Here is a 12,904-nt window from a genome sequence, read left to right on the forward strand (position 1 = left end):
GGTAATGTTTTTTAATAATTAATAAGCTTTAAAAAAGTATTCTTGTAGGTTTTTCCTATTGGGATTGCTATGTCTCCAATAAAAACCTGGTTTCCCGATACTTTTTCGATCTTATCTATATTAATAATATAGGAGCGATGTATTCTAATAAAATTAAAATTCTGTAATTTTTCTTCCCAATTTCGTAGGGTATCTAAAATCAGGATGTTTTTATGGTGTGTAATCACTTTTACATAATCCACTTCTGCTTTTAAAAAACATACATCATCAACATGAATGTTGTAAATAGTTTTATCAGCGTATAAGAAAAACTGTTTTATGTTTTCCTTTTTCTCTATAGTTTTATCCTGTATGCGATTTACAGCTTTAAAAAATCGTTCATAAGAAAAAGGTTTCACCAGGTAGTCTATAACAGCTTCTTCAAAGGCTTCAACAGCATAATTTGGATATGCAGTAGTAATGATAACCTTAGGTGGATTAACTAAAGTTCTTAAAAAAGATAATCCATTCAATTCGGGTAATTGGATGTCTAAAAATATGAAATCAATTTCTTCTAGTTGCTTTGAATCAATGTCTAATCCACTTTCATAGATACCCTTACAATGTAGAAATGGAGTTTTATTGATATAGTTTTCCAAAACTTCTTGTGCTCCATGTTCATCCTCTATAATGATACAATTTATCATAATATAATAGTAAGTGTTACTTTAAAAAGGTTCTCATTTTCCTCGATTAACAATTGATGTTGTTTGGGGTATAATAGTTGCAATCTTTTTCTTGTGTTTTTTATACCAATACCGCTTTCTTTCCAATTTGTTTCGATCTCTGATGTTTTATTTTCGTCATATGAGTTTTCGCAATAAAAATAGAATTGATCGGCATTTAACATGGTTTTAATTTTTATTGGATGTTTATTACCTTTTATAGTACTGGTATACTTAAATGCATTTTCAATAAAAGGGATTAATAGTAATGGAGCTATTTCCTTTTGAAGATTATGAATATCTTCCGAAAAACTAACTTTTACTTTAGTTGACAATCGTTCTTCTTGTAAACTAATATAATCTTTTATGTGAGTAATTTCTTTATTCAGAGTTACTTTCTTTTTTTGACCTTCATGTAATAAGTATCTAAAACTATCTGATAATTTTAAAATTAAATCTGGAGTTTTTTCATCTTTTTTTAAAGCATTTGCATAAATATTATTCAGCGTATTAAACAAAAAATGAGGGTTTATCTGTGCTTTTAATGCACTGAGTTCAGCTTGTTGTTTTTCTTGTTTTGTAGTATCTAATTCTAATTGTTTTGCATATAGCTTCTTTATAGAGAATAATGCGAAAAAAACTAAACTAAAAGAGAGATACGTTACCAAGCTAGAAATCATTGATCTCCATCGATGATCTTTATGCCCTTCTTCCATATGAAAAAAAGAATCTGCATAATAATGTAAAAAGGCATTACCAATAAAAATAAGTAATACCAACAGTATATATTTTTTCTTATCTCTTAAAGGAAAAAACCATAAATACATAATATACGTAGGAATCATATTGAATAGTAGTGCTACTAATTCATGTGAAAAACTCATGGGATAACCTCCTTCTCGTCCTAAATACTTTAAGTAAGGAAATAAAATGACAATTCCCCAGAAGAGCAGATGCAACAGTGGCTCCGTTTTTTTTAGTTTAGTATATACAGAATCTTTCTTCATAAATAGTACTAAGGTATTACTTTTATTGATGATGTATCGTCAAATCTTTTATGGAGGCTTTCGCAAGAATATTTTTTCCTTTTATAGTACCACCACTTATTCTGAAAATTACGTGTCCACCTAAAAGTGAAGGCATATCCGTATGTTCAAAAACAATATCATCGTTTAGAGAAAACCAAACTTTTCCTTTTTTCTTTCCAATCTCTACAGTAACCCATTGATTGGGTTTCATGATATTATCTTGTTTTCTTAGATGAAAATCACGTTCTAAGGAAGAAATGTTTTTATAGAAAAAAGGAGTGTATCCGTGAGATTTATTATTGAAAGTCAGGTTATAATGATTCATTTCTCTTCGCCATTTCCAAATATCTTCGTTTTTGCTATTTTCTTGTGGTATTGTTAATTCTAAAGTTTCACTACTGTCTGAAGCTGAAAATAATACAATTAGTACGGATGCTTCAGACAAGGCTTTTATTTTGTATTGCAATACCATATCTCCTTGATAACTTTTAGGGCCTATCAAAAAGAAGCCATCAGAACTATCAATCTCTTCCATAATAAATTCTTGATGCTGTATTGAAGTTTTTCCTTTTCCCAAAGTTTTCCATGTAAGAAGTTCTTCTGAAGTGATTTTGTCTTCGATACCTATACTTGATTCACATCCAGTTAGTATCAAAACAAAAATTATTGATACTACAAACGAATAAAAATTCACTTTTTTTATATAATATTTTACCATGGCTAATTGTTTAATTATTAGAGTCATTATGTCTGTATTCTCTTTCTTTTCTTTTCCTCTCTTTATTTTTGTTTTTAAAAAGGGAGTAATTAATACTAAATAAAAACCCAAGAGTTTGTGATTGGAACTTCCATATGGTACGTTGATTAAATTCTGCAGTACGTGTATTTCGTTTCATCAAATTATCATCGAGCACATCTATTACTCTTAAATTAGCTGTCAACTTATCTTTTAACAGTTTTGCTCTTATTCCCCAATCGATTCTATTTCTGGGTTCTATAAAATTGAAAGCATTTTGTCGTTTTGGTGTGTATCGGTAGGTAATATCAGTACTTATCTTTTTAGAAATTTTGAAGGTGTTTTTGAATTGTAGATTAGAAGAATATAAATCATTCCAGGTATTTAGGTTATTTTCATTGACCTTTGTGTAGTAGTAATTTCCTGTAAAAAATGCATCCCAAAACTTAGCTATTTTATAAGATACCATTGTTTCTATACCCAAAGAATGGTTTATACCGATATTCTGAAATGAAATTACCTGTATATTATCATCTTCAATATTATTCACCCAAAGTATCACATCTTTTCTGTAGCGGTAAAAAGAAGCAATAGACCAATTCACTTTTCCACCATTATTTTGATAATTCAACTCAATATTATCACTGTATTCAGGTTTCAGACCTGGATTACCGTCAAATCTGAAAAACGGATTTCCTAATTGAAAAGGATTAATATGATGTAAGTTAGGCCTAGAGACACGTTTGCTATATCCTATTCCTAATGTAGTATCTTCATTAAATTTATAAGAAAGGTGTATTGATGGAAATAAGTTAGAAAATTTTAGATCTGTGTTTAATGAGTTTAAGGTATTTTGAGACTCTGAGGAAAAGAATTCATACCGTAGTCCTATTTGCCAATCAAATTTATAAGCACTGAATTTAGTAAGTCCATAAAAACCAATAAGTTCTTCTTCATAATCAAATGCATTATTTGTTTCGTCAGTTTCGTTTGATCTAAAATATTGATTGTTTTTGGAGTTACTTTTGTTCCAAGAAAACCCTGTTTCTAAGAGTGCTTTTTTTGAAATAGGTAAGGAATAATCGAAAGACAATGTATGAATCCTATTATCTTCTGTTATAATTTGATTGAATAAGAATATAGTTTCTTCAAAGTCAGAAGCTGGATAGTCATTCTTATTGTTGTTAAAGTTATAATCCAACTCCAGAAAATGCCCCGTTTTAGCAAATTCACGACGATAATTCGCATTCAGTACAGATGTTACATGCGTATGTTCAGAGTTTCTCGTGTATACAAAATCCTCTCGATCAGTTAAGTTAAAATATTGAGATCTGTTATAAAAACTATGATAATCATCGGTATAATCAAATGCTATAGAAAATTCATTATGTTCATCAGTAAAGAAATCCAATCCGATAGCTCCTTTTCTTATCAATCCGTTAAAATCATAAGGTGTAAATATTCCTTGAGTATCACCATCCATAAATGTTCTATTGATAGTTTGTTTACTATCCATTTCTCTTCCTGATTGTGAAGCATTAAATCTAATATTCATGAATGATAAGTTATAATTACCTTGAACACCATATCCATACCGTTTTGTACCAACAGAACTATTGAGATTCATATTTAGTCCTGTATTTAGATCTCTTTTTAGAATTACGTTAATAATTCCGGATAACCCATCTGCTTGGTATTTTGCCGATGGAGAAGTTATAATTTCCACACTTTTTATCGTAGAAGAAGGTATTTGTTCCAATAATTCTGTCGCGTTTAAGGAAGAAGGTTTACCATTGATTAATAGTCGTACATTATCACTTCCTCTTAGAGATAAACTACCTGTTCCCAGGTCTGTTTGTATATCTGCAATTTGATCAAAAGCTTCTAACGCTGTGGTTCCTGATTGTTGGATGTCAGTTCCTATATTTATAATTTTCCGATCGATTTTCAGTTGTGTTGTTGTACGATTTCCTTCTATAATCACTTCATCTAGCGTACTGACTTTTGATGTTAGTTCGATTAAAATATTTTCGGGAGTAGTTAGCTCTGCAAACTGACCTATATGAGTTTCATACCCAATAAAACTAACTTCGAACGATGTAAACGCTTTCGTGAAATTTAATCGAAACAGGCCATTGTCATCGGTAGAAGCACCATCAATCAATTCTCTTTTATCATTATAGACAACAATAGTTGCGTACGGAATTACTTCCTGAGTAGATATATCTTTCACAATTCCTGTGAAAGTATCAATTTCCTGAGCGGTCGTGATTAGCGATCCCAGAATTGAAAATAATATAAAGATTACTGTTCGTATCATTTTTTGATTTTGATATTTCAAAAGTGATACTCTTATCTTTTTTGTGAAATTTTAATCTGTGAATGTCACTAATTTCTCCGTTAACAATACTTTTAACAAAGTCATAAATATTATATAATTAACATTTTGTAGCGCAACTTTGATCAAAACTAATCATCTACATTAACGTATTTATTAACTTTATAAACAAAACAATGAGACATTTATTTATCATAATGCTTTCTATTATTTTAATAAGCTGCAGTAACGATGATGATACCATTAATCGCTCTGATAGTCTACAGGGAGAATGGAATCTGGTAAATGTTACCGGTGGATTTGCTGGAATAGATCAGGATTTTGAGAGAGGCACTATTATTTGGAATTTTAATGAATCTACTAATATGGTAACAGTCACTAATACTAGCACTATTACTGGCGTATACGATGGTTTTCCTTCTGGTGTATATTCTTATAGTATTGTAGCTCCTGCAGATATAGATGAGCTGGTCGTAAACGATATCAATCTAGGGACTTTTACAGTTTCATCTACTAATTTTCAGGTCACTCAACAATTTAGAGATGGATTCGAGATTAGGTTTGAGCGGTAATTAAATTTCATTACTCATTTGTGGACGCAACCAATATGGAAGTATACCATCTATTAAGAGAATTAACTTTTAAATTATAAAATATGAAACGCTTCTATCTAGTATTACTTTCTATTATTATTTTTAGTTGTAGTAATGATGATGATAATAATTTAGAACCAACGCTTCAAGGCACGTGGAATCTTGTTAATGTATCAGGAGGTATTACTGGATTAGATGAAGATATAGATAGAGGAGTGGTTGTTTGGGATTTTAATGCGTCTACAGGTATGGTTACCATTGTTAACAATAGTACAACTACTTCTGCAAATACATTGTTAGCGTCGGGAACATATACATATAATGTTTCTGCTCCGGCAGATGCGGACTTACTAATTGTTAATGAAGTGGATTATGGTAGGTTAAACTTAGAAAATAGCGTATTTACTATAACGGAAAACGCTATTGACGGATTTACGTTTCGTTTTGAAAGATAATATCACTTAAATACTCTTGCCGTTTTTAATTTCTACAAAAAGCGGCAAGAGTATTCAGAAATAGAAGTGTTATAAATTAACTCTTTTGTTTTTTGGATATTTTAATTGATAAGAAAATTGTTTTTCTAATTGTGCTTTTGGTTTTATTGTTAGTTTCCATTTCATAATTCCTGTTTTGGGATCGTAATTGGAATCATTGGTTTCGATGTTATCCACTTTGATTTCTTTATTTTGAGAAATAGGAATTCGATCTTCGAGAATCAGATGAATCGCATTTTGTTTATTATTTTTTAATTGTATAGCATATCCAAGATCTACGATTCGATTACTTCCATAAAAAGATTTGCTTTTAAATTTTTTTAGAGGTTCTCTTTTTACTACAATATTAGGATCAGTTCCTAATGAGATCATCAAACTATCGGTTGTTGCTTGTGGATCAATATTTGTTTTTCCGGCATAGCTACCTTCAAAATAAATGTTTGCTTCTCCTGCTAATAGATCAAATTGCTCCCAATTTCCTAATTTGGCTGTCAAGAATACATTTTCATTGAGTTCCGGAGCAACATAATAGCTGTAATCAGCATTCATATCAAAATTATCAATTTCTATAGTAGTGATATCACTATTGGATTTGATAGTATATTTCTTTTTGATCACAAATCGGGTATTTGTAATCCCTTCTTCTTTAGATACTACGGTAAGGTTATACGTTTCTTTTTCTCTTTTTGTTTTCTTTCTGGATGCTTTTCTATACCCTGATGAAGTTCCATATGCTGTTATAACGACTTCCTCTAATGCGCTGCTATCTTCTTCCATGCTTATATTGACTATAGAGCTTCCTATTGTTATTTCTTCTGTAGTATAACCAAGGTAAGAGAATACTAATTGTTTTCCTTGTTTTATATTAATGGTATATCTACCATCAAAATCTGTTACAGCGCCATTACTTGATCCTTTTTCAATTATCGTAGCGCCAGGAAGCGGAAGTCCTTTTTCATCTGTTACAATTCCACTAACGGTTTTTATATTTGGATTATAAGTGGAAGAATATCTATTTACAGCACTTCTTCTTTGATAATTACCATAATTAAAGTTTAAATACCTTGTTGTAAGATCAGGCTTTAAGTTATTAGTGTTAGGATCACCTGTGGATAAGATAACTTTTGTGTTATTCCAATCAGTACCAGTTTTTTGATATACATTAGCTTTGTAAGTTATTTTAAGCGGTGTGTCGGTGTTTTTTGATTTGATATCATATAAAGGAAACCATCCTGCGTCAGTTACATTATACTTTAGTTTTAATGCAAGATTCGTAGCAGAAGACACATCTATTTTTACCTTTATTTCTCCTCGTTCTTCTTTAGTGTGATCACTTAGTCTATCAATTTGATTGGTGATATCTCTAATTTCATCGTGTAATTTGTTTTTTTGCAGATTAATATTGTATGTTTCATTCTGTATAGCTACTGATCTTTCTCGGTAATAGGTAGATATTAGTTTTACTTTGTCCAATGAAAGGGCAGTTTGATCGCTACCTATTTGTTGATTATTTTCCAGTACCTTCTTTTCCTGATGGAGTCCTGATAGTAGGTTTTCTAATTTGTTTTTCTTTAATAATAATAGTTCTAGCTGATTTTCTAGGGATGCTAACTCTTTCGAATTCTTTTTCTTTTCTAAATAATTAATTCCATAATTTATAGATAAGATAGAAGCGTTTTTTAAACCTGAAATTTGTATACTATTTTCATCAATTTTGTTAGAAAGATCATAGAATATGATTTCGTTCACTCCTGGTAGTACGTCCGCTAAAGCAGTTCTTTGAATTCTTGCTCCTGATACGTAAACGGTTACTTCTTTTATGGTAGAGGGTACTCTTTTCTCGTTATTACCAAAAATGATAGTTGGCAAGAGTAATATAAGTAAGGTAAAGGTTCTCATAGGTATGTGTTGTTTTTGGATTTTAAACGAAAATATAACTGTAGCTCATAAAAATAAACCCATAATGAGTGAAGTACCTTTTTGATTGAGTAAATCCTTATAAATACTTAGTTTGCAGTATAAAAAGGCCGTGAAGACCTTGTAAATAAAGAAAAAAGGGGGAAAACCCCTATATGATTTCTAGCTAAAGTCCCCTTAATTTGTATCATAGATAAGTATACTTTTGAACCACACTTATTAATAAACCTTAAATACACTCATTATGAAACGGCTTTTTCTACCCATAGCTCTAATCTCATTTGCAGTTATATGTCTAAGTATAGTGCATATAGATAATGTGAATAAGTTAGATGAAGAATATAATCAGCTAAGAGAGAAACATCAAATCAGTAGTGATTCTGATGTGGAAATAACAACTATCGATAAGTTCGATACTAAATGAAGAGTTGAGAAGGATACGTTACAAACCAGTAAAGAAGTAGAATCAACTACTTCTGAATTGGAAAAATAAAAAGGGAAAACAAAAAAAGTAACGGATCACTCCAAGACTGCTGCCTTGCATATTATTGTAAGGCAGTTTTTTTGTTTAAATGAGTTAGATAGAGGGTAATAATTGTATATATAGAAAAGATATTTTACGAATTCTAAATGAATCCCTACGAATTCTAAAACACCTATCGGTAGAGACCGTAATCATGATTACTTTTAAACCGTAATTAAAGAATGGTCTTTTTTTGCTGCCAAATCATTTAATCCCAAAATAAAATGAAAAAGCTTTTAATACCAATAATACTAATTTGCTTTGCAGTAGCATGTTTAGGATTTGTACATATAGATAATATGAATAAATCTGAATTGAATAGGGTAACATCAAAGGGGGAAAGTTTTGATATTAATTCATAATGCTATTGCAAAAGTAAATTATATGTTATTGGTCGATAAAGAGGGCTTTTAGCTTTGGAGTTGGAATCATGCAACTCTCTTTTTTGCCAAACCAGTTATATCTGTTTCTTGAGATTATATCGTAAACACAATCTCTTAAGAATTTAGGAAAAATAAGAAAAACAGAAAGTAACGGATAACCACCAGACAGCTGTCTTGCAATATGCAGGGCGGCTGTTGACTTATGATAATATGCCAGATTAGGTTCGATAAGCAGAATAGTGTCTAGTTTAGAAGTATCAATATTTCTTTCTTTTGCCAATTTCTGTCCTACCTCGCTCTGTAAAGAAGCATATCGAAATACATCCTTCTTATCATGCTTAATGATAAAATTAACCGCTCCACTACAAAGATTACACACTCCATCGAATAATATGATTTTTTTTCCTTCGATATTCATACTACAAAGATAAGAACCAAATATAGAATCTTGCTAATCAATTATCATTTCATTAAGAATCACTTTAGGGTAATAGAATCTATAACTTGTTTGGTGGTGATTTGCAGATTCTTTGGTAATAAATTATCCTTAGGCAAAACTGCCAGATAACGATCGTTATTGGAATCAAAAACTTGTTTAAAAGTAGGGTCTTTTAATTGAAGTATATCACATATTTCTGTGATGAGATCCAGATGATAAATAAGATCAGTGCTTCCGAGATGGAAGATTCCTTTTTTACTTCGGTTGATGATATAGTGTAATTGTTGTGTAAGTTTAGAAATAGCGGTTGCATTGATAATTACATTAGGAAAAACCTCTATTGCAGCCTTAAGATCATATAAGGTTTTAAGTTCTTGTACACGAGGTGTACTGGCTCCAAAAATCATAGGTATCCTAGCGATTACATATTTATGAGGTGGTAGTCGCATTAATGCATTTTCAATTTTGATTTTTAATCTTCCATAAACACTATCACTCAATGTTTTATCGTGTTCATATGAGGGATAGTTGCTAAACGTATCAAATACATTAGCACTGGATAGAAATATCAATTTTGATTTGTTCTTTTTTAACCAGTTTATGATTCGCTGATGCGCATCTAACTGCGCATTAAAATTCCCTCTAATAGCAGAAACGATAATAGTAGGTTTTAGGTTGTCTAATAATATGGAGATATCTTCCAGTTCCATATCATACTGAAAGAATTTTTGATTTTTTTCATAAAAAGCATTATCTGTGCGGTAGGTGCCATAGGTGTCAAAATAGGAATTAAGCTCTTTGTATAGAGCATTTCCTATAAAACCACTGGCTCCTATGATTAAAATTTTTTTCAATACTATCCTATGCTAAAAAAAGTTAAGTTTCAAAGATCACTAAACTATGTAACCTTGAAACTTAACTTACCCTTTATTATTGTTATAAAATAATTATCCTTTATAAAAAGGTAATTTTACTACCGTTGCAGGAATCGCTTTTTTACGAACCTGAATATTGATCTTACTTCCTGGAGCAGCAAAAACCTTAGGCACATAGCCTAAACCAATTCCTTTTCCTAAAGATGGTGACATCGTACCAGAAGTCACAGTTCCGATTTTGTTACCATTTCCATCTACAATATCATAATCGTGTCTGGGAATTCCTCTTTCATCTAATTCAAAACCTACCAGTTTACGTTCTATTCCATGTTCTTTTTGCTTTGCCAAAGCATCAGCATTCACAAAATCTTTGGTGAATTTTGTAATCCAACCTAGACCAGCTTCAATAGGAGAAGTTTCATCATTAATATCATTTCCATATAGACAATATCCCATTTCTAATCGCAACGTGTCTCTAGCTGCGAGACCAATAGGTTTGATTCCGAAATCTTCACCAGCTTCTAATACTTTATCCCAAATTTGTTGCACTTCAGAATTTTTACAATAGATTTCAAAACCACCACTGCCGGTATATCCAGTTGCTGAGATAATCACATGGTCAATTCCTGCAAAATCCGCCACTTCAAACGTATAAAATTTCATAGCTTCCAGATCCACGGATGTTAGGGATTGCATGGATTCTGCAGCTTTTGGACCTTGAATCGCTAATAAAGAATAATCTTCCGATAGATCACGCATATCTGCGTTCATCGTATTATGACTTTTGATCCAATCCCAATCTTTCTGTATGTTAGATGCATTGACTACCAATAAGTATTTCTCATCAGCTAATTTATATACAATCAAGTCATCTACAATACCACCTTTATCATTAGGCAAACAGCTATACTGAGCTTTTCCGTCTACAAGCTTAGCCGCATCATTAGAAGTTACTTTTTGGATTAAATCCAAAGCATTAGGACCTGTAATTAAAAACTCACCCATATGTGATACATCAAAAACACCAACACCATTACGAACTGTTTCGTGTTCTATATTTACTCCTTCATAGGATACAGGCATATTATATCCTGCAAACGGAACTATTTTGGCACCTAAAGCAGCATGAGTTTCTGTTAATGCAGTGTTTTTCATAATGAATTGATTTGTAGAATTAAGAATCAAATTGAGGCCGAAAGTAAAAAACTTTGCGTTGGTAAACAATGCTTTTTTATGATAAATTGTTAACTTTTTCCTAATCCGAAAGCTAATAATTAGGGATATGATAATATAGGATTAGGTTTTCAGTGTTTTTTAATAACTTTATAAAATATCGTTTTTAATTAAAAGAGTATGTCTGCTGGATATTCAGGAACAACACTTGCCAAAAAACTCGGAATAAAGGAAGGGAACACGCTATTGTTTTATAATCGTCCTGATCATTATTGGGATCTATTTTCTGACGTACCAGAGCATATAAAAGAGTTAAAAAAGGTTACACGTGAAGAAGCGGATTTTATTCAGGTGTTTTGTACTAGTGTAGATGAACTATATACACAGATTCCGATATATAAAACTGCTTTGAAGAAAACAGGAATGTTATGGGTGAGCTGGGCCAAAGGAGTTCTAAAATACCTACGGATCTTAAAAGAGAGCCTATAAGAGAATATTTATTAGATATTGGATTGGTGGATATTAAGGTGGCCGCTGTTGATGAAGACTGGAGCGGTTTAAAATTTGTCTACCGAGTTTCAGATAGAAATTAGTATATCTATTTGATTAAAATATCTGATTTGAAGCAACCTAATTGTGTAAAATGTATCTATATCATAAACAAGGTAGTTATGAAAAAATACACGTTTCTTTTTTTAATTCCACTTTTATTTGTTTTCTCCTGCAGTAGTGATGACGATACTATAGTAAATCCAGATTTATTAGGAAAATGGCAACTAATAGAGCAATTAGTGGATCCAGGCGATGGAAGTGGTACATTCCAACCGATAAGTAGTGATTTAGAATTAGAATTTTTGGAAGAAGGTATCCTAGAAGTTTCTAATGGTAGTCTATGTTCATTAGCTATAGATTCTGAAGGAAATAGTACAGAAAGTTATTCTATTGATGAAAACACTATAAATGTTACATGCGATACTCCTATTTCAATTGGTTTTGAAATCAAAGAAGGAAGTTTGTTTTTATATCACTCTTGTATAGAAGCATGTGGGCAGCGCTATCAGAAACTTCCTTAAACTCGTTTTTTACGAATTATATGTAGATGCTAATAAATAACAAATCCTGTTCTAACTTAGAACAGGATTTGCAAAATAACCCTCATCAATTATGACAAGTTAACTAATACGTTAGCAAAAATTATTGCATTAACTTTTTAGACAGCTCTTGTAATTCAGTTGACTTAGCCATCATGTAATCATTTAGTTTTTTTACGTCATCACCAGAAAGGTTCCCCATAACTTCTTGAGCTTTGGTACCTAATTCTTGTCCTTTTTGACCTAAAGAAGCAAAAGCAGTCATATCCTTACTTTCTACTACTTTCTTATACTCTTCGATATAAGCTTCATAAGAATTTACATACTCCTGTACTTTTTCATCACTAAAACTAGGTACACCTTCTGATGCTGCAGTTTCAGTTTTTTCTTCAGTCTTTTCTTCTGCCTTTTCAGTTTTTTCAACTTCCTCAGTTTTATCAGCACTATCAGTTGCTTCAGACTTAGTTTCGTTTTTACAAGAAGCTGCAAAAAGAACAGCCATAACTAATGCGAAATTTAAAATGGTTTTTTTCATGATTTTTGTATAAATGTTAATTAATTGGTTTGTTTTATTAACAATGCAAATATACACTAGTTTATTCCTTAACCA

General features: G+C 31.2%; 14 protein-coding genes. 5 read left to right on the top strand and 9 right to left on the bottom strand.

From position 1 onward, the window contains the following. Positions 1-11: 11 nt before the first annotated feature. Genes Q0910_RS22455 through Q0910_RS22470 form a run of 4 tightly spaced genes read right to left on the bottom strand, consistent with a single transcriptional unit; the run spans position 12 to position 4,788 of the window. Positions 12-686 (bottom strand): LytTR family DNA-binding domain-containing protein, encoded by a 675-nt coding sequence (locus Q0910_RS22455; RefSeq protein WP_299221777.1) that lies wholly within the window; start codon positions 684-686, stop codon positions 12-14. Further along, positions 683-1,711, bottom strand: coding sequence for a histidine kinase (locus tag Q0910_RS22460; RefSeq protein WP_299221780.1), 1,029 nt, complete (start codon positions 1,709-1,711; stop codon positions 683-685). The genes Q0910_RS22455 and Q0910_RS22460 overlap by 4 nt, the downstream gene beginning before the upstream one ends. Before the next feature lie 22 nt (positions 1,712-1,733). Then, on the bottom strand, positions 1,734-2,477 hold the full coding sequence (locus Q0910_RS22465; RefSeq protein ID WP_299221783.1) for a hypothetical protein: 744 nt from the start codon (positions 2,475-2,477) through the stop codon (positions 1,734-1,736). After that, positions 2,461-4,788: an outer membrane beta-barrel family protein gene (locus Q0910_RS22470; protein ID WP_299221786.1), complete on the bottom strand. Its 2,328-nt coding sequence runs from the start codon at positions 4,786-4,788 to the stop codon at positions 2,461-2,463. Before Q0910_RS22470 ends, Q0910_RS22465 begins: the two co-directional genes overlap by 17 nt. A 194-nt stretch (positions 4,789-4,982) precedes the next feature. Here Q0910_RS22470 and Q0910_RS22475 point away from each other — a divergent pair, with 194 nt between their 5' ends. Beyond that, positions 4,983-5,378 (top strand): hypothetical protein, encoded by a 396-nt coding sequence (locus Q0910_RS22475; protein ID WP_299221789.1) that lies wholly within the window; start codon positions 4,983-4,985, stop codon positions 5,376-5,378. 83 nt (positions 5,379-5,461) lie between these two features. Continuing rightward, entirely contained in the window at positions 5,462-5,854 is a 393-nt protein-coding gene (locus Q0910_RS22480) for a hypothetical protein (protein WP_299221792.1), read from the top strand. Between the two features lie 69 nt (positions 5,855-5,923). On the opposite strand, the gene Q0910_RS22485 is transcribed toward Q0910_RS22480, so the two are convergent. Next, positions 5,924-7,792, bottom strand: a complete 1,869-nt coding sequence (locus Q0910_RS22485; protein ID WP_299221794.1) for a DUF4139 domain-containing protein — start codon at positions 7,790-7,792, stop codon at positions 5,924-5,926. Positions 7,793-8,054: 262 nt separating this feature from the next. Here Q0910_RS22485 and Q0910_RS22490 point away from each other — a divergent pair, with 262 nt between their 5' ends. After that, a complete protein-coding gene (locus tag Q0910_RS22490; protein ID WP_299221797.1) occupies positions 8,055-8,234 on the top strand; it encodes a hypothetical protein in 180 nt (59 codons plus the stop codon). 486 nt (positions 8,235-8,720) lie between these two features. On the opposite strand, the gene Q0910_RS22495 is transcribed toward Q0910_RS22490, so the two are convergent. The 3 genes from Q0910_RS22495 to gcvT all read right to left on the bottom strand — a co-directional run bounded on the left by Q0910_RS22495 (position 8,721) and on the right by gcvT (position 11,185). Continuing rightward, positions 8,721-9,134 carry a thiol-disulfide oxidoreductase DCC family protein gene (locus Q0910_RS22495; RefSeq protein ID WP_299221799.1) on the bottom strand — a complete coding sequence of 138 codons (414 nt, stop codon included), beginning with the start codon at positions 9,132-9,134 and terminating at the stop codon, positions 8,721-8,723. Between the two features lie 59 nt (positions 9,135-9,193). Then, positions 9,194-10,009, bottom strand: coding sequence for a sugar nucleotide-binding protein (locus Q0910_RS22500; RefSeq protein ID WP_299221802.1), 816 nt, complete (start codon positions 10,007-10,009; stop codon positions 9,194-9,196). 93 nt (positions 10,010-10,102) lie between these two features. Further along, entirely contained in the window at positions 10,103-11,185 is a 1,083-nt protein-coding gene (gene gcvT, locus Q0910_RS22505) for a glycine cleavage system aminomethyltransferase GcvT (protein ID WP_299221805.1), read from the bottom strand. Positions 11,186-11,383: 198 nt separating this feature from the next. Between gcvT and Q0910_RS22510 the strand changes: the two genes are divergently transcribed. Continuing rightward, positions 11,384-11,692, top strand: coding sequence for a hypothetical protein (locus Q0910_RS22510; protein ID WP_299221808.1), 309 nt, complete (start codon positions 11,384-11,386; stop codon positions 11,690-11,692). 182 nt (positions 11,693-11,874) lie between these two features. Then, entirely contained in the window at positions 11,875-12,276 is a 402-nt protein-coding gene (locus tag Q0910_RS22515; protein WP_299221811.1) for a hypothetical protein, read from the top strand. 121 nt (positions 12,277-12,397) lie between these two features. Here the strand turns inward: Q0910_RS22515 and Q0910_RS22520 are convergent, their stop codons facing one another. Next, positions 12,398-12,829 carry a hypothetical protein gene (locus tag Q0910_RS22520; RefSeq protein ID WP_299221812.1) on the bottom strand — a complete coding sequence of 144 codons (432 nt, stop codon included), beginning with the start codon at positions 12,827-12,829 and terminating at the stop codon, positions 12,398-12,400. Positions 12,830-12,904 lie beyond the last annotated feature (75 nt).

This window comes from uncultured Aquimarina sp. (assembly GCF_947495315.1).
Taxonomy (GTDB): domain Bacteria; phylum Bacteroidota; class Bacteroidia; order Flavobacteriales; family Flavobacteriaceae; genus Aquimarina.